The organism is Pseudomonas sp. PA-4-8C (assembly GCF_021606625.1).
GTDB lineage: Bacteria > Pseudomonadota > Gammaproteobacteria > Pseudomonadales > Pseudomonadaceae > Aquipseudomonas > Aquipseudomonas lactis.
On sequence record NZ_WKCD01000032.1, the window covers coordinates 1 to 17,647 of the forward strand.

Consider the following 17,647-nt stretch of genomic DNA (forward strand, 5'->3'; position numbering starts at 1 on the left):
TTCTTGTACAGCTCCATCATGGCCTGCGACATTTTCTGCCGGTCATCACCATGTTGTTCTTTCAGCGCGGCCAGTTTCGGGGCCACGGCACGCATACGCGCCATCGATTTGTAGCTGGCTGCCGACAGAGGGAAGAAAAGCCCTTTGATCAGCATGGTCAGGAAGATGATCGACCAGCCCCAGTTACCGACGATGCTGTGGATATGTTGCAACAGCCAGAAGATCGGCTGGGCAATGAACCACAGGAAGCCGTAATCCACAGTCAGTTCCAGACCTGGGGACAACTCTTTCAATACGGCCTGGCTTTTAGGGCCGGCGTACAGGGTAGCGCTGGTTTCAGCCTTGGCACCTGGAGCGACGGTCAACGCCGGGCCAGTGAAGCCAATGATGTAGTTGCCCTGGCTGTCCTTGCGGGTTTGAACCAGGTTCGCATCCCCCTTGTTCGGGATCCAGGCGGTCACGAAATAGTGCTGCAGCCACGCTACCCAGCCACCTTGGACGGTTTCTTTCAGCGTGCCCTTGTCGATATCTTTCATCGACACTTTTTTGTACGGCTCGTTACTTGTCCACAGGGCAGCGCCCAGGTAAGTCGCGGTACCGGTGGCGGTGCTGGAAGACGGATCGGAGCTGGCGTCACGCTTGAGCTGGGCAAACAGGTTGCCGCTCCAGGCTTTGTCGCTGGTGTTGTCGATCAGGTAAGTGACCTTCAAGTCGTACAAACCGCGGGTAAAGCTGAAACGCTTGATGTAGTTGACGCCGTCGAGGCTGAATTTCAGGTCGACGTTCAACTGGTTCTGGCCGTCTGCCAGTTGATAAGTCTTCTGTTCGGTCGAATAAACCGGACGACCGGTAGCACGTGCATCCGGACCATTGGTGCCGGTCAGGCCGCTTTGCGCCAGATAAGTACGTTCACCGCCGTTATCGAACAGTTGGAACGGCACATCCGGATGGTCTTGGCGACGTGGATAAAGCGGCAGCTTCAGCTGTGCGATATCACCACCCTGTGGGTCGATAGCCAGGTCGAGCACATCCGTTTTTACGTGGATGAGGTCTTTGTTGGTGACCACTGGCGTTTCTAACGGTGCACTTGTCTCGCCATTCGCGCTGGGAACATCGGCACTCGCGGACGCATTGTTACCCAGCGGGGTGTCCGGAATAGCCGGCGCAGCCTGATTGGTAGCAACATTCTGAGTCGGCAGGGCAGCCTGACCGTAGTCCTGGTTCCATTTAAGGACCATGACATAGGACACGATTGCCAGGGCGACGATCAGGATTGTGCGTTTAATATCCATGATTACTCGGCCATCGAAGAAGAACGGGAGGTAGGGATAGGTGGAACCGGGTCATAACCACCGGGATTCCACGGATGACAGCGACCTAAACGACGAAAGGTCAGCCAGCCACCGCGCAGAAGACCATGATTTTCTATGGCCTCTAACGCGTAGCAGGAACAACTGGGGTAGAAACGACAGTGGCTGGCCATCAGAGGACTAATGGCATAGCGATAAAACTGGATCGGAACGATTGCCAGTTTACGCATCAAGGCTGTCTACCCCTACAGTTTCGGTGCTGACTGCTGGTGCTGGCTTGTGGGTACGCGCCAAACGTTTCCAGAGCTTGCCGAAATGCTGAATCAATTCGGGGTTTTCTACATCACCCAAGCCTTTGCGCGCGACGATAACAATATCCCAACCAACCAGAGTGTCCTGGTGGAGGCGAAACGATTCGCGCATCAGACGCTTGAGGCGATTGCGCTCAACGGAGAGCTTTACGCTCTTCTTGCCGATCACCAACCCGAGACGGGGGTGATCAAGATCGTTGTTACGCGCAAGGAGCAGGAGATTTTTCCCCGGAACCTTGCCGGTGGGGGAGTCAAAGACTGCCTTGAAATGCCGGGGGGTTAGCAGACGCTTTTCCCGACTGAAGTCCTGACTCACCACCAGTACCGGATTATCAAACTGCCAGACGCGCACGACCTTTGGCGCGGCGACGCGACAGGACAGCACGGCCGTTCTTGGTAGCCATGCGAGCACGGAAGCCGTGAGTACGGGCGCGTTTGATGGTGCTTGGTTGGAAAGTACGTTTCATGGCGTTGTTACCTGGTTCGTCCACAACGGGCCGGAATGGCCCCCGTTTTAAGAGACCGGCGATTCTAGAGAAAGCAAGCCTCTAGGTCAATTTCCAACCAGCTTTTCCTTTAATTAGATGTCCACGGGGTCCTGACGCCCTTCTCCCCGTTTGGCTTCCATCTGACATGCCATAGATATAAAAATAAAGAAGGAAGTTATTTAAAGCTTTTCTGTAAAGCTTATAAAAGCTAGAGGCGTGATGATCTGTGGATAACTACCTTTAGCCCTTGTTCTACGGGTTGTACAGAGAATGACAACACGGGGGAGAAGCGGTGCTCTGCCTGTGCTGCGCTATCGGATAAGCTGTGTGTGGAACAGCTAGTTATCCACAGGTCGGTTACCCACAGACTTTCGACCCCACTTGTACAATGAGCTTAGGTGGGTTTATCCACAGAGCTTATGCACAGACCACTGGTCGCATTTTTTACGGTTAAGGCATTGATTTTGGGTGTCCTGTGAGCAACCTACATGTGGATAAGTGGACGGCTGGCCGCTACAATGGCGGCTGTTTTTGCCTCACCGGCTTTCAACTTAGGGGATATCCGTGTCAGTGGAACTTTGGCAGCAGTGCGTGGAGCTTTTGCGCGATGAGCTGCCTGCCCAGCAATTCAACACCTGGATCCGTCCGCTACAGGTCGAAGCCGAAGGCGACGAGTTGCGTGTCTATGCGCCCAATCGTTTTGTCCTCGACTGGGTCAACGAGAAGTACCTGGGCCGCGTTCTCGAATTGCTCGACGAACATGGCAACGGTCTGGCGCCTGCTCTCTCCTTATTAATAGGCAGCAAGCGCAGCTCAGCTCCCCGCGCCGCGCCGAATGCGCCATTGGCCGCCGCCGCGTCGCAAGCCCAAGCTGCAGTGGCGCCTGTCGCCGCTGCACCTGCACCGACATCTGCGCCGTCCAAACCTTCGTCGCGCAAAAATGCGCCGGAGAATGAGGAGCCGTCCCGCGACAGCTTCGACCCGATGGCCGGTGCCAGCTCCCAGCAGGCGCCTGTGCGCTCCGAGCAACGCACTGTGCAGGTAGAAGGCGCGCTCAAGCACACCAGTTACCTGAACCGCACGTTTACCTTCGAAAACTTCGTCGAAGGCAAGTCCAACCAGCTGGCCCGAGCGGCCGCCTGGCAGGTCGCCGATAACCCCAAGCATGGTTACAACCCGCTCTTCCTTTATGGCGGCGTAGGTTTGGGTAAGACGCACTTGATGCACGCCGTCGGTAATCACTTATTAAAGAAGAACCCGAATGCCAAGGTGGTTTACCTGCATTCGGAGCGCTTTGTGGCCGACATGGTCAAGGCCTTGCAGCTCAACGCAATCAACGAGTTCAAGCGTTTCTACCGCTCCGTTGATGCCTTGCTGATCGATGACATTCAGTTTTTCGCACGCAAGGAACGTTCCCAGGAAGAGTTCTTCCACACCTTCAACGCGCTGCTCGAAGGTGGCCAGCAGGTCATCTTGACCAGTGACCGTTACCCGAAGGAAATCGAAGGCCTGGAAGAACGTCTGAAGTCGCGTTTCGGCTGGGGCCTGACCGTTGCAGTCGAGCCACCGGAGCTGGAAACCCGCGTTGCGATCCTGATGAAGAAGGCCGATCAGGCTAAAGTCGATCTGCCGCACGATGCTGCGTTCTTCATCGCCCAACGCATCCGTTCCAACGTGCGTGAGCTGGAAGGCGCGCTCAAGCGGGTCATCGCTCACTCGCACTTCATGGGCCGCGATATCACCATCGAGCTGATTCGCGAGTCCTTGAAAGACTTGCTGGCCTTGCAGGACAAGCTGGTGAGTGTGGATAACATCCAGCGCACCGTGGCCGAGTACTACAAGATCAAGATTTCCGACCTGCTGTCCAAGCGCCGTTCGCGCTCGGTTGCACGTCCACGCCAGGTTGCCATGGCCCTCTCCAAGGAGTTGACCAACCACAGCCTGCCCGAAATCGGTGATGTGTTTGGCGGACGCGACCACACCACGGTCTTGCACGCATGCCGCAAGATCAATGAACTTAAGGAATCCGACGCGGATATTCGCGAGGACTACAAGAACCTGCTGCGTACACTGACTACGTGATGACACCAGCGCAGCTTATTAAGGCAAGGGACTAGACCATGCATTTCACCATTCAACGCGAAGCCCTGTTGAAACCCCTGCAACTGGTCGCAGGCGTCGTCGAGCGCCGACAGACCTTGCCGGTGCTTTCCAACGTATTACTGGTGGTCGAGGGGCAACAGTTGTCCTTGACCGGTACCGACCTGGAAGTCGAACTGGTGGGTCGCGTCCAGCTCGAAGAGCCCGCCGAACCGGGCGAGATCACCGTGCCGGCGCGCAAACTGATGGATATCTGCAAAAGCCTGCCCAACGATGCGCTGATCGACATCAAGGTGGATGAGCAGAAGTTGGTGGTCAAGGCCGGTCGCAGCCGTTTCACCCTGTCGACCTTGCCGGCCAATGATTTCCCTACCGTGGAAGAAGGCCCGGGCTCGCTGACGTGCAGCCTGGAGCAAAGCAAGCTGCGTCGCCTGATCGAGCGCACCAGCTTCGCCATGGCCCAGCAGGATGTGCGTTACTACCTCAACGGTATGCTGCTGGAAGTCTCGGAAGGCATCATCCGCGCCGTGGCCACCGACGGTCACCGCCTGGCGATGTGCTCGATGCGTGCCGATATCGGTCAGCCGGATCGTCACCAAGTGATCGTTCCACGCAAAGGTATCCTTGAACTGGCGCGCTTGCTCACCGAGCCGGACGGTAACGTCAGCATCGTGTTGGGCCAGCACCACATTCGCGCCACCACCGGTGAGTTCACCTTCACCTCCAAGTTGGTAGACGGCAAGTTCCCGGACTACGAGCGTGTGTTGCCTAAAGGTGGCGACAAGTTGGTGGTCGGTGATCGTCAGGCTCTGCGTGAAGCCTTCAGCCGTACGGCGATTCTGTCCAACGAAAAGTACCGCGGTATTCGCCTGCAGCTGGCCAACGGCCAACTGAAAATCCAGGCCAACAACCCGGAACAGGAAGAGGCAGAAGAAGAAGTGGGTGTCGACTACAACGGCGCTTCGCTGGAAATCGGTTTTAACGTGAGCTACCTGTTGGACGTGCTGGGGGTGATGACCACCGAACAGGTTCGTCTGATTCTTTCGGACTCCAACAGCAGCGCCCTGGTACAAGAATCCGACAACGACGACTCGGCTTACGTTGTCATGCCGATGCGCCTGTAATCATGCTCAGCAGAAGCTAGATGTCCCTTAGTCGCGTCTCGGTCACCGCGGTGCGCAATCTGCACCCGGTGACCTTCTCCCCTTCCCCCCGCATCAACATCCTCCATGGCGCCAACGGCAGTGGCAAAACCAGCGTGCTGGAAGCCATCCACCTGCTGGGGCTTGCGCGTTCTTTCCGCAGTGCGCGCCTGCTACCCGTGATTCAGTACGAACAGTTGGCCTGCACCGTATTTGGCCAAGTGGAATTGGCTGAGGGCGGTCATAGCAGCCTGGGGATATCGCGTGATCGCGGTGGGGAATTTCAGATCCGAATCGACGGGCAAAATGCGCGCAGCGCAGCGCAGCTGGCTGAGATCCTGCCGTTGCAGCTGATCAACCCCGACAGCTTTCGATTATTGGAGGGTGCCCCGAAAATCCGTCGGCAATTCCTCGACTGGGGCGTGTTCCACGTGGAACCACGCTTCATGGCCACTTGGCAGCGCCTGCAGAAGGCCCTGCGGCAGCGGAACTCATGGCTGCGGCATGGTACACTTGACGCCGCTTCGCAAGCAGCCTGGGACCGTGAACTGTGCCTGGCCAGCGACGAAATAGATGAATACCGCCGTGCCTATATCAAAGCCTTGAAACCAGTCTTTGAGCAGACCTTGAGCGAGTTGTTGGACCTCGAGGGGCTGACGCTGAGTTATTACCGGGGTTGGGACAAAGAACGTGAGCTGAGTGCAGTGCTCGCAACGTCCTTGCAACGGGATCAGCAAATCGGCCACACCCAGGCCGGACCCCAACGCGCTGATTTGCGCCTTAGATTAGGTGCACACAATGCGGCGGACATCTTGTCCCGCGGCCAGCAGAAGTTGGTGGTCTGTGCGTTGCGTATCGCGCAGGGCCATTTGGTTAGCCAGGCTCGACGCGGTCAGTGTATTTATTTGGTGGATGACTTGCCGTCGGAGCTCGACGAGCAGCACCGCCGCTCGCTATGCCGCTTGTTGGAAGACTTACGCTGCCAGGTGTTTATTACCTGTGTAGACCACGAATTATTGAGGGAAGGCTGGCAGACGGAAACGCCAGTCGCTTTGTTCCACGTGGAACAAGGCCGTATCACCCAGACCCACGACCATCGGGAGTGAAGGCATGAGCGAAGAAAACACGTACGACTCGACCAGCATTAAAGTGCTGAAAGGTTTGGATGCCGTACGCAAACGTCCCGGTATGTACATTGGCGACACCGATGATGGTAGCGGTCTGCACCACATGGTGTTCGAGGTGGTCGATAACTCCATCGACGAAGCTCTGGCCGGTCACTGCGACGACATCAGCATTATTATCCACCCGGATGAGTCCATTACCGTGCGTGACAACGGTCGTGGCATCCCGGTAGACGTGCACAAAGAAGAAGGCGTTTCGGCGGCAGAGGTCATCATGACCGTGCTCCACGCCGGCGGTAAGTTCGACGACAACTCCTATAAAGTATCCGGTGGTTTGCACGGTGTAGGTGTGTCGGTAGTGAACGCCCTGTCCGAAGAACTGATCCTGACTGTCCGCCGTAGCGGCAAGATTTGGGAGCAGACCTACGTCCACGGCGTACCACAGGAACCGATGAAAATCGTCGGCGACAGTGAGACCACCGGTACCCAGATCCACTTCAAGCCATCGGAAGAAACTTTCAAGAACATCCACTTCAGCTGGGACATCCTGGCCAAGCGGATTCGTGAACTGTCTTTCCTTAACTCCGGTGTCGGCATCGTCCTCAAGGATGAGCGCAGCGGCAAGGAAGAGCTGTTCAAGTACGAAGGTGGCCTGCGTGCGTTCGTTGAATACCTGAACACCAACAAGACTGCGGTCAACCAGGTGTTCCACTTCAACATCCAGCGTGAAGACGGCATCGGCGTGGAAATCGCACTGCAGTGGAACGACAGCTTCAACGAGAACCTGTTGTGCTTCACCAACAATATTCCACAACGCGATGGCGGTACCCACTTGGTGGGTTTCCGTTCCGCGCTGACGCGTAACCTGAACACCTACATCGAAGCGGAAGGTTTGGCGAAGAAACATAAAGTCGCCACCACCGGTGACGATGCCCGTGAAGGCCTGACGGCGATCATCTCGGTCAAGGTACCGGATCCGAAGTTCAGCTCCCAGACCAAAGACAAGCTGGTGTCTTCCGAAGTGAAGACTGCGGTTGAACAGGAAATGGGTAAGTACTTCTCCGACTTCCTGTTGGAAAACCCGAACGAAGCCAAGCTGGTCGTCGGCAAGATGATCGATGCTGCCCGCGCCCGTGAAGCCGCGCGTAAGGCCCGTGAGATGACCCGCCGTAAAGGCGCGCTGGATATCGCCGGCCTGCCAGGCAAACTCGCTGACTGCCAAGAGAAGGACCCTGCCCTCTCCGAACTGTACCTGGTGGAAGGTGACTCTGCTGGCGGTTCCGCCAAGCAGGGTCGTAACCGTCGCACCCAGGCCATCCTGCCGTTGAAAGGTAAGATCCTCAACGTCGAGAAGGCCCGCTTCGACAAGATGATTTCCTCCCAGGAAGTCGGCACCTTGATCACAGCGTTGGGCTGCGGTATTGGCCGCGACGAGTACAACATCGACAAGCTGCGCTACCACAACATCATCATCATGACCGATGCTGACGTCGACGGTTCGCACATCCGTACCCTGCTGCTGACCTTCTTCTTCCGTCAGTTGCCGGAGCTGATCGAGCGTGGCTACATCTACATCGCTCAGCCGCCGTTGTACAAAGTGAAAAAGGGCAAGCAAGAGCAATACATCAAAGACGACGACGCCATGGAAGAGTACATGACGCAGTCGGCTCTGGAAGATGCCAGCCTACACTTGAATGACGAAGCGCCGGGTATCTCCGGTGAGTCGCTGGAGCGACTGGTCAACGACTTCCGCATGGTCATGAAGACGCTCAAGCGTTTGTCGCGCCTGTACCCTCAGGAGCTGACCGAGCACTTCATCTACCTGCCGGCCGTAAGCCTGGAGCAGTTGGGCGACCACGCCGCCATGCAGGATTGGCTGGCCCAATACGAAGTGCGCCTGCGTACTGTGGAGAAGTCTGGCCTGGTGTACAAAGCTAGCCTGCGTGAAGACCGCGAACGTAACGTATGGCTGCCAGAGGTCGAACTGATCTCCCATGGCCTGTCGAACTACGTCACCTTCAACCGCGACTTCTTCGGCAGCAACGACTACAAAACCGTAGTCACCCTCGGCGCGCAACTGAGCACCCTGCTGGACGACGGTGCTTACATCCAGCGTGGCGAACGCAAGAAGCAGGTCAAGGAGTTCAAAGAAGCCTTGGACTGGTTGATGGCGGAAAGCACCAAGCGTCATACCATCCAGCGCTATAAAGGTCTGGGCGAGATGAACCCGGATCAGCTGTGGGAAACTACCATGGACCCTGCTCAGCGCCGCATGCTGCGCGTGACCATCGAAGACGCCATTGGCGCAGACCAGATCTTCAACACCCTGATGGGTGATGCGGTCGAGCCTCGTCGTGACTTCATTGAGAGCAATGCTTTGGCGGTGTCTAACCTGGACTTCTGATCAGGTACATCCGCTAAAAACAAAAGGCCAACGCTTAGCGTTGGCCTTTTTTGTTGGTTCGCAGTCGCGCATTTTTAAATGCTCCACGTGGAACATCGACGTATTTAACTTTCCACAGCGGGTGTCACACTCTCCAATCGATACCCGTACCCGTAGATCGTCAACAGCTGCCAGCCGCGATCCGCCGTCAGCCCTAGCTTGTTACGCAGGCGGTAGATATGCGTGTCCAACGGCCGCGACGAGACCATTTCTTCGTGGCTCCAGAACCGCTCATACAGGTACTCGCGAGACAACGGCCGGGCCAGGTTGGCAAATAGACAGCTTGCCAGGCGGTATTCCCGTTCTGTCAGGTTGATGGGTTTGCCTGCGCGTGTGACGGTCAGTTCGGCATCGTCGAATGTCAGGTCGTTAAAGCTCTGCACTTCCTGGCTAGCCGACTTCTGCAAACCGTGGCGCCGCAGGACGGCGCTGACTCGAGCTTTGAGTTCGTTGGGCCTAAACGGCTTGCTGACATAATCATCCGCCCCGCTATTCAACGCCGTCACGATGTCGCTCTCGGCATCGCGACTGGTGAGCATGATGACGGCAGGGGGAGATTCCATGTGCTCGCGAGTCCAGCGCAATAACGCTATCCCGGAGATGTCCGGCAGTTGCCAGTCGAGGATCAGCAGGTCAAAGGTTTCCCGACGTAGCTGGCGCAGCAGGTCTTCACCGCGCTCAAAGAAATGCAGAGACCAAGGCTGGTCAGCCGGGCCGGGAATCTGTCGCAGTGTCTGTTCCACCCGTCGCAACTCCGCGGGTTCGTCATCCAGTATTGCGACACGCATAGGCGGGGTCCTTCCTACAAAAATACGAGGGCTTGAATGGGGGGCACATGTTGTACAAATGCCGGCCTCTGAATCTGAATAATTATGGACGGATTCTACAGTGCTTGGATCTCTCGATACGCTGAAAGCGCCGTAAACTCAATTCATTACGATCTTCGAAGAAGATACCGGCTCCTGTTGGTGTGGAAAAGGCTCTGTGCCGATCGCCTCGCCGGCGCCTCATGCCTGCTCCAATGTGCGGTATCGTTCATTGCGCGGTCGTGGGAAGTCCTCCAATGAGACCGAAATAAGCTTCACTGGTTTCAGAACACTGCATGCACTTCATCGCAACCCCATGGAGAGGGATCCTGGGCTTATGACACTTTTACTTAATGACCATCAATGCCTCGGCACGCTCGTGGCGGTAGCCCTGTGAACCTATGGCGCAAAGCCGAGAAACGCCAACCTACCCAGGCCCAGCTTTTGTTCCATGGGTTGGTTCGTGAATGGCTGCTGATCGGTCTGGTACTCCTGCCCTTTACCGCCTACTTATCCTTGAGCGCTGGCCTGGCGCTTAACAATCCGCTCTATGACAGCCTGCGCCGCCTCACGCCCTTACCGGTAGACCCACGCATCGTTCTGGTGACCATCGATGCGCCGAGCCTGGAAGCACTCGGCCCGTGGCCTTGGCCGCGTAGCGTACATGCCGACCTGATTGAACGCCTGAACGCCGCCCAGCCGGCGGGTATTTTGTTTGATGTGATCTTCAGTGAGAGCGGCAACAGTAATGACGACCAGCGCCTGGCCGATGCCGTATGCAAAGCCGGCAATGTATTGCTGCCCATCGCCGGGGATAGCAGCGTCAGCCCCAAGGCCCAGGTAACGCCGTTGTCGCCACTGCTCAAGTGCGCCAAGGGCGTTGGGCACATCAACGTCGAAGCGGATAAAGACGGTGTGGTGCGTAGCGTGTATCTACGTGAGGGCCCTGCGGGAAGCACACTCCCTCAGTTGGCGTGGCTGGCATTCGCCATGAGCGAGCATGCCGAGACGATGCCGGGCCTGCCGCAAGAGCCTACTGGAGGGCACTGGCACCAGGAACATGAGATTCGTGTGCCGTTCACTTCGGAACCAGACCATTTTCCCAGTGTGTCCTACGTCAGCGTATTACGCGGCGAGGTACCTCCCGAGTCGTTGCGGGGTCGCCTGATTCTGATCGGTGCATCAGCCTATGGCATGGCCGATCGTTTCGTGACGCCGCTCTCTTCCACCGTGGGCACCACTGCGGGGGTTGAGATCCAGGCTGAAGTACTGAATGGTTTATTGCAGGGTCGCAGCATCGTCGATCTGCCCGGCTGGTTGGCGGCGTTGCTGGCAACGTCCCTGGTGGCCCTGCTGTTGGGCCTTCTGCTGGTGCGCCCCCGCTACGCCCTGTGGATGACCTTGGCAGGCATGGGCGCGGCGTTGCTGGGCTCATGGGCTCTATTGCGCCTGGGCCACTGGTGGAGCCCCGCAGCGTGCCTGATCGGTTTGTTGCTGAGTTACCTGATCTGGAATTGGCGACGCCTGAGCGTAATCCTCGCCTACTTTGGCTGGGAACTGGCACGCCTGGATAACGAACCCAAGGTGCTTCCGGAACGGCGTCGCGCGCCGGCGAGCAAGGGCGATGTGTTGCAAGGGCGGATTTTTGCCCTTGAACAAGCCGTCAGCCGTACCCGCGATACGCGGCGCTTTATGGCGGACGGCTTGGAGTGCCTGCCGGTAGCGACCCTGATCACCGATCCCCAGGGCAGCATCCTGTTGGCCAACCGCGTGGCCCGTGAAGTATTCGGCAATGACCTGGTCGGTGAAAACCTCGTCGAACAGCTTGCTGATCTGGGTTATCCCCCGCTGCACAATGGTGTACGCCCTGCCCTGTCGGCGCTGGAACTGGTCGAGTTTCGCGATATCCACCAACGCAGTTTACGCATGGAACTGGCTCCTTTGCTGCCTGCCGAAGGTGATTTTGCCCTCGGCTGGTTGTTGAGCCTCACGGACCTGAGCAAGGAGCGTGAAGCCCAGCAGCACCGCGAGACGATGCTGCGTTTCCTATCCCATGACCTGCGTGCACCGCATTCAGCGATCCTCGCCCTACTGGACGTGCACAACGGGGAGTCTGCGGTGTTTACCCAAATCGAACAGCAAGTACGGCGGGCCTTGAGCCTGACCGAATCCTTTGTGCAATTGGCCAAGGCTGAAGCGGACGGTTACCAGTTCCAGCCCACCCTGTTTGCCATGCTGGTGATGGACGCCTTTGATCAAGTGGCGGTGATTGCGCAGTTGAAGGGCATCCATTTGGTTCACGACCTGGATGAGGCGGACGAGGCCATGGTCTACGCCGACCAATCGCTGCTCACCCGGGCGTTGTTCAATGTGCTGGAGAACGCGATCAAATACTCCCCATCCGGTACCACCGTCAGGTTGAAGCATGGCAGTGCGCAAGGTTGGTTGGAATGCAGGATAAGCGACCAGGGACCGGGGATTGCGCCTGAGGATCTGCCGGAGTTGTTTAACCAATACCGACGTTTCGATTCGGCTCAAGGCAGTGAGGGTCTTGGACTGGGGCTCACCATGGTTAAAGCAGTGTTGGAGCGGCACGGTGGGCGCATCGTGTGTGAAAGTGAGCTGGGCAAGGGCTCGACGTTTATCCTGCTGCTGCCGTTATTGGAGGACTGAAAAAGCGGCTTTTCTGCTGTGCATAAAAAACCGGTCACAAGGACCGGTTTTTTTATGAAGAAAAAACTTATGCACGTTTTTCCGAATTTTATGAGCTTCAGAAATATGTAAGTAAATCAGCTTGTTATGATGCAAAAAAGCCAATTCGCCAACAAAGCGTACACAGGTTATCCACAGATGCTCAAACTGCCGGCGTCTCCACCACCACCGGTTCCGGAGGCAGGGAGCCCATGGCCCTTTGCTGCGCTTCATTCCACGCCGCAGCGCGGTCGTTCAGGGCGGCGATGGCACGTGGCCCTTCGCCCTCTGCGTACATCGGTTCGCCGATCACCACGGTGATAGTGCCCGGGCGTTTGGCCCAGCCAGTCTTGGGCCAGAACTTGCCGGCGTTATGCGCAATTGGCAGCACAGGCAGGTTGGCGTTGACCGCCAAGGCGGTACCACCGCGTGAGAACTTGCCCACCGCGCCGTAGGGCACCCGCGTGCCCTCAGGGAAGATCAGCACCCAGACGCCGTCCTTGAGCAACTCATCGCCCTTCTTGGCGACATGCTTGAGCGCAGCCTTGGGGTTGTCACGGTCGATGGCGATCGGTCGCAACATGGCCATGGCCCAGCCGAAGAACGGCACATACAGCAACTCGCGCTTGAGCACCTGGCTCAACGGCGAGAAGTACGCCGAGAGGAAGAACGTCTCCCAGGTGCTCTGGTGGTTGGAGAGAATCACGCACGGTTGATCAGGGACGTTTTCAGCGCCCTTGACCTCGAAACGAATGTTCAGGAACACCTTGCTCAGCCACAACGCGCAGCGGCACCAGTAGACGTTGATAAAGCGATAGCGCGCCTTGAAGGGCAGGAACGGTGCAATAAAAAAGCTCAGGGTGCACCAGAGAAACGAACTGGTGCCCAGCAGCAGGTAAAAGAAAAAGGTTCTGATGGCCTGCAAGATCGACATGGCGGCATTTACCGTTGCGGGACACGGCCCGCCTGTTAAAAGCGCACTCCCGAACAGTCCTTGGTCAGGAAGTCGAGGGCGGCTAGTTGTTGATAAGTTCTGCGGCAACGGCCGCCAGATCGTCAAAAATCAAGGTGCCTACCGGCAGGTTTTTAGCCTGGGTCTTTTCGCCTTTCCCGGTTTTAACCAAAACTGGCTGAGAGTCGACGGCTTTGGCCGCCTCCAGGTCACCGAGGCTGTCCCCGACGAACCATATCCCAGCCAAGGGCACCTTGTAATGTTCTGCAATAATTTTCAACATGCCAGGCTTGGGCTTGCGGCAATCGCAGCCCTCATCCGGCCCGTGGGGGCAGTAAACCACCAGCCCCACCTCACCGCCTTGTTCGGCCACTAACGCGCGCAAACGCGCGTGCATGGCCTCCAGGGTCGCGATGTCGTAGTAACCGCGGGCGATGCCGGACTGGTTGGTGGCGATGGCTACCGTCCAGCCGGCTTTGCTCAACTGCGCGATGGCCTCGATCGAACCGGGCAGCGGGATCCACTCCTCCACCGACTTGATGTAAGCGTCGGAGTCGTAGTTGATCACCCCGTCCCGATCGAGAATCAGCAGTTTCAACATGGTCAGCCCAGTACGGAGATGTCGGCGATATTGATGAACAAGCCACGCAGGCGCGCGAGCATGGCGTAGCGGTTTTTGCGCACGCCAGCATCGTCGGCATTGATCATCACCGCTTCGAAGAACGCATCCACCGGCTCACGCAAAGACGCCAGGCGCGCCAACGCTTGCGCGTAGTCACGCTCAGCGATCAGCGGCTTCACGGCGTTCTCGGCCTTGGCAATGGCCGAGTTCAGCGAGAACTCCTTGGCATCGGCAAACAGGCCCGGGTCGACTTCAGCAGTGCCGAGGTTGTCGGCCTTGCTCAGCAGGTTCGACACGCGCTTGTTCACGGCGGCCAGGGCATCGGCTTCCGGCAGCTTGCGGAACGCTTGCACGGCTTGTACACGCTGGTCGAAGTCCAGCGCCGAGCCCGGTTGCAGCGCACGTACCGACAGGTAGACGGAAACGTCCACGCCTTCGTCTTCATAACGCGCACGCAGGCGGTCGAACACGAACTCCAGCACTTGCTCGGCCAGGCCGGCTTGCTTGACCTTGGTGCCGAACTGGCCGACGGCGAATACCACGGCCTGGGTCAGGTCGAGGTCCAGCTTCTTGTCGATCAGGATACGCAGCACGCCCAAGGCCGCACGGCGCAGGGCATACGGGTCTTTGCTGCCGGTGGGCAGCATGCCGATACCGAAGATACCCACGAGGGTGTCCAGCTTGTCGGCAATGGCCACGGCCGCACCGGTCAGGGTGCTCGGCAGTTCTGCACCGGCACCGCGCGGCATGTACTGCTCGTTCAGGGCCAGGGCGACATCATCCGGCTCGCCGTCGTTGAGGGCGTAGTAGTAACCCGCCACGCCTTGCATCTCTGGGAACTCGCCGACCATTTCGGTGGCCAGGTCGCACTTGGACAGCAAGCCGGCACGGGCGGCCCAGGCTGCGTCGCCGCCAATACGTGGGGCAATGTAGGCCGCCAGCTTGGAAACACGCACGGCCTTGTCATAGACGCTGCCGAGTTTTTCCTGGAACACCACGTTCTGAAGGCGCAGGTTGAAGTCTTCCAGCTTCTGCTTCTTGTCTTGCTTGAAGAAGAACTCGGCGTCGGTCAGGCGCGGGCGCACGACTTTTTCGTTACCGGCGATGATCTGCTGTGGGTCTTTGCTTTCGATGTTGGCCACGGTGATAAAACGCGGCAACAACTTACCGTCCACGTCCAGCAGGCAGAAGTACTTCTGGTTGTCCTGCATGGTGGTGATCAAGGCTTCTTGCGGCACGTCGAGGAAACGCTCTTCGAACGAGCACACCAGCGGCACCGGCCATTCCACCAGGGCGGTCACTTCGTCGAGCAGGCTTGGCGGCACGATGGCGGTGCCTTCCTGCAGGCGGGCCAGTTCTTCGGTGCGCTTGCTGATCAGCTCGCGACGCTCATTGGCGTCGGCCAGCACATAAGCAGCGCGCAGGTCGTTGAGGTAATTGGCCGGCGAAGTGATGCGCACGCTTTCTGGATGATGGAAGCGGTGACCACGGGAATCACGTCCAGCCTTCTGGGCGAGGATGGTGCAATCGATGACCTGGTCACCGAGCAGCATCACCAGCCATTGGGTTGGGCGCACGAACTCTTCCTTGCGCGCACCCCAGCGCATGCGCTTGGGGATAGGCAGGTCGTTCAGGGAATCTTCAACGATGGTCGGCAACAGGCTGGCGGTCGGCTTGCCGGTGATGACCTGGCTGAAACGCAGTTTCGGGCCGCTCTGGTCGATCTCGCTCAGCTCTACGCCACATTTTTTGGCAAAGCCAAGGGCGGCCTGGGTCGGGTTGCCGTCGGCATCGAAAGCTGCCTGGCGCGGTGGGCCGTCCAGGTTGATGCTGCGGTCCGGCTGCTGGGTTTCCAGCGCGGTCAGCAGCACAGCCAGGCGGCGCGGCGCGGCGTAGACTTTTTTGGCTTCAAACTTCAGGCCAGCGGTCTGCAGGCCTTTTTCGATACCGGCCAGGAATGCATCGGCCAGGGTATTGAGGGCCTTGGGTGGCAGCTCTTCGGTGCCCAGTTCAACCAGGAAATCTTGAGCACTCATTGTGCAGCCTCCAGCTTAGCCAACACTTCATCACGCAGGTCCGGGGTTGCCATCGGGAAGCCCAGCTTGGCGCGGGCCAGCAGGTAGGCTTGGGCGACGGAACGCGCCAGGGTGCGCACACGCAGGATGTATTGCTGGCGCGCAGTAACCGAAATGGCACGGCGGGCATCCAGCAGGTTGAAGGTATGGGAGGCCTTCAACACCATTTCATAGCTTGGCAACGGCAGCGGCTGGTCGAGCTCGATCAGGCGCTTGGCTTCGCTTTCATAGAAGTCGAACAGTTCGAACAGTTTGTCGACGTTGGCGTGTTCGAAGTTGTAGGTGGACTGCTCCACCTCGTTCTGGTGGAACACATCGCCGTAGGTCACCTTGCCGAACGGGCCGTCAGCCCACACCAGGTCGTAGACCGAGTCCACGCCTTGCAGGTACATGGCCAGGCGCTCCAGGCCATAGGTGATTTCGCCGGTGACCGGGTAGCACTCGATGCCGCCGGCTTGCTGGAAGTAAGTGAACTGCGTCACTTCCATGCCATTGAGCCAGACTTCCCAGCCCAGGCCCCAGGCGCCCAGGGTTGGCGATTCCCAGTTGTCTTCGACGAAACGGATGTCGTGCACCAGTGGGTCCAGGCCCACATGTTTCAGCGAGCCCAGGTACAGCTCCTGGAAGTTGTCCGGGTTGGGCTTCAATACCACCTGGAACTGGTAGTAGTGCTGCAGACGGTTCGGGTTTTCGCCGTAGCGGCCGTCAGTCGGGCGGCGACTGGGCTGCACATAAGCGGCGTTCCAGGTTTCCGGGCCGATGGCCCGCAGGAATGTAGCGGTGTGGAAAGTGCCGGCGCCTACTTCCATATCGTAGGGCTGAAGTACCACACAACCTTGCTCGGCCCAGTATTGCTGGAGGGCGAGGATCAAGTCTTGGAAGGTACGCACGGCTGGCGTAGGCTGGCTCACGAAATTCACCTGTTACTTGGGCTGCGATTTAAAGAGCGGGAGTATACCCGATTCGGCCCCGCCACCACTCCCTGGAGCCTTATGCCACGCTGCTTTTGGTGTTCTGAAGATCCGCTGTACATGGCTTATCACGATCAAGAGTGGGGAACGCCGCTGCGCGATGCGCAGGGTTTGTTCGAGTTGCTTTTGCTCGAAGGGTTCCAGGCAGGCCTGTCCTGGATCACCGTTTTACGCAAACGCGAGCATTATCGAAAGGTGTTGTTCGGCTTTGACGCGCAGCGCCTGGCGCAATTGAGCGATGAAGAAATCGAGGTGCTGATGCAGGACCCGGGCATCGTGCGCAATCGCTTGAAGCTCAACGCTACTCGGCGCAACGCCGCGGCCTGGCTAGCGCTGGAGGATCCGGTGGGGTTGCTGTGGTCGTTTGTCGGCGGCAAACCCAAGGTCAATCACTTCAAGGATCGCAGCGACGTCCCGGCGATTACGCCCGAAGCCGAAGCCATGAGCAAAGCCTTGAAAAAGGCCGGCTTCACCTTCGTCGGGCCGACCATCTGCTACGCCTTCATGCAGGCCTCGGGCATGGTCATGGACCACACCCAGGACTGCGACCGTTACGCGGACTTGGTCAACGCCGGTTAGAATGCCGGCTTTGCGCACCACACACGATCAGGA

The 17,647-nt window shown here is 58.1% G+C and carries 14 protein-coding genes and 1 pseudogene; 6 read left to right on the forward strand and 9 right to left on the reverse strand.

The genetic code is table 11. The features are described 5' to 3' along the window. From yidC to rpmH, 4 genes are all read right to left on the reverse strand, one after another. A partial coding sequence (yidC, locus tag GIW04_RS08320; RefSeq protein ID WP_236478959.1) for a membrane protein insertase YidC occupies positions 1 to 1,292 on the reverse strand: 1,292 nt, incomplete at its 3' end. Positions 1,293 to 1,294: 2 nt separating this feature from the next. Continuing rightward, positions 1,295 to 1,540, reverse strand: a complete 246-nt coding sequence (gene yidD / locus GIW04_RS08325; RefSeq protein WP_019816912.1) for a membrane protein insertion efficiency factor YidD — start codon at positions 1,538 to 1,540, stop codon at positions 1,295 to 1,297. After that, positions 1,533 to 1,940 carry a ribonuclease P protein component gene (gene rnpA, locus GIW04_RS08330; protein ID WP_020302575.1) on the reverse strand — a complete coding sequence of 136 codons (408 nt, stop codon included), beginning with the start codon at positions 1,938 to 1,940 and terminating at the stop codon, positions 1,533 to 1,535. Before rnpA ends, yidD begins: the two co-directional genes overlap by 8 nt. A gap of 13 nt (positions 1,941 to 1,953) precedes the next feature. Next, positions 1,954 to 2,088 (reverse strand): 50S ribosomal protein L34, encoded by a 135-nt coding sequence (gene rpmH / locus GIW04_RS08335; protein ID WP_003213577.1) that lies wholly within the window; start codon positions 2,086 to 2,088, stop codon positions 1,954 to 1,956. A gap of 585 nt (positions 2,089 to 2,673) precedes the next feature. Here rpmH and dnaA point away from each other — a divergent pair. The 4 genes from dnaA to gyrB are packed head-to-tail and all read left to right on the forward strand — an operon-like array spanning position 2,674 to position 8,879. Next, a complete protein-coding gene (dnaA, locus tag GIW04_RS08340) occupies positions 2,674 to 4,191 on the forward strand; it encodes a chromosomal replication initiator protein DnaA (protein ID WP_003187249.1) in 1,518 nt (505 codons plus the stop codon). Between the two features lie 38 nt (positions 4,192 to 4,229). After that, positions 4,230 to 5,333, forward strand: a complete 1,104-nt coding sequence (gene dnaN, locus GIW04_RS08345) for a DNA polymerase III subunit beta (RefSeq protein ID WP_003187250.1) — start codon at positions 4,230 to 4,232, stop codon at positions 5,331 to 5,333. Positions 5,334 to 5,353: 20 nt separating this feature from the next. Beyond that, positions 5,354 to 6,457 carry a DNA replication/repair protein RecF gene (gene recF, locus GIW04_RS08350; protein ID WP_003187251.1) on the forward strand — a complete coding sequence of 368 codons (1,104 nt, stop codon included), beginning with the start codon at positions 5,354 to 5,356 and terminating at the stop codon, positions 6,455 to 6,457. A 4-nt stretch (positions 6,458 to 6,461) separates the two neighbouring features. After that, positions 6,462 to 8,879 carry a DNA topoisomerase (ATP-hydrolyzing) subunit B gene (gene gyrB, locus GIW04_RS08355; protein ID WP_003187253.1) on the forward strand — a complete coding sequence of 806 codons (2,418 nt, stop codon included), beginning with the start codon at positions 6,462 to 6,464 and terminating at the stop codon, positions 8,877 to 8,879. Between the two features lie 104 nt (positions 8,880 to 8,983). On the opposite strand, the gene GIW04_RS08360 is transcribed toward gyrB, so the two are convergent. Further along, positions 8,984 to 9,706 carry a response regulator transcription factor gene (locus GIW04_RS08360; protein WP_003187255.1) on the reverse strand — a complete coding sequence of 241 codons (723 nt, stop codon included), beginning with the start codon at positions 9,704 to 9,706 and terminating at the stop codon, positions 8,984 to 8,986. A gap of 411 nt (positions 9,707 to 10,117) precedes the next feature. On the opposite strand from GIW04_RS08360, the gene GIW04_RS08365 reads away from it, so the two are divergent. Next, on the forward strand, positions 10,118 to 12,397 hold the full coding sequence (locus tag GIW04_RS08365) for a CHASE2 domain-containing protein (RefSeq protein WP_003187256.1): 2,280 nt from the start codon (positions 10,118 to 10,120) through the stop codon (positions 12,395 to 12,397). A 181-nt stretch (positions 12,398 to 12,578) separates the two neighbouring features. Here GIW04_RS08365 and GIW04_RS08370 read toward each other — a convergent pair whose 3' ends face one another. From GIW04_RS08370 to glyQ, 4 genes and pseudogenes are all read right to left on the reverse strand, one after another. Next, positions 12,579 to 13,349: a lysophospholipid acyltransferase family protein gene (locus GIW04_RS08370; RefSeq protein WP_120247404.1), complete on the reverse strand. Its 771-nt coding sequence runs from the start codon at positions 13,347 to 13,349 to the stop codon at positions 12,579 to 12,581. Between the two features lie 82 nt (positions 13,350 to 13,431). Further along, positions 13,432 to 13,998 (reverse strand): annotated as a pseudogene (gmhB, locus tag GIW04_RS08375) (D-glycero-beta-D-manno-heptose 1,7-bisphosphate 7-phosphatase); the annotation flags it as partial. Beyond that, positions 13,971 to 16,025: a glycine--tRNA ligase subunit beta gene (glyS, locus tag GIW04_RS08380; protein WP_003187261.1), complete on the reverse strand. Its 2,055-nt coding sequence runs from the start codon at positions 16,023 to 16,025 to the stop codon at positions 13,971 to 13,973. The pseudogene gmhB and the gene glyS, both read right to left, overlap by 28 nt. Next, complete coding sequence (gene glyQ, locus GIW04_RS08385) at positions 16,022 to 16,975, reverse strand: glycine--tRNA ligase subunit alpha (RefSeq protein WP_003187265.1); 954 nt, start codon at positions 16,973 to 16,975, stop codon at positions 16,022 to 16,024. The genes glyS and glyQ overlap by 4 nt, the downstream gene beginning before the upstream one ends. Before the next feature lie 81 nt (positions 16,976 to 17,056). Here glyQ and GIW04_RS08390 point away from each other — a divergent pair, with 81 nt between their 5' ends. Further along, entirely contained in the window at positions 17,057 to 17,614 is a 558-nt protein-coding gene (locus GIW04_RS08390) for a DNA-3-methyladenine glycosylase I (RefSeq protein WP_003187266.1), read from the forward strand. The last annotated feature ends 33 nt before the right edge of the window (positions 17,615 to 17,647 follow it).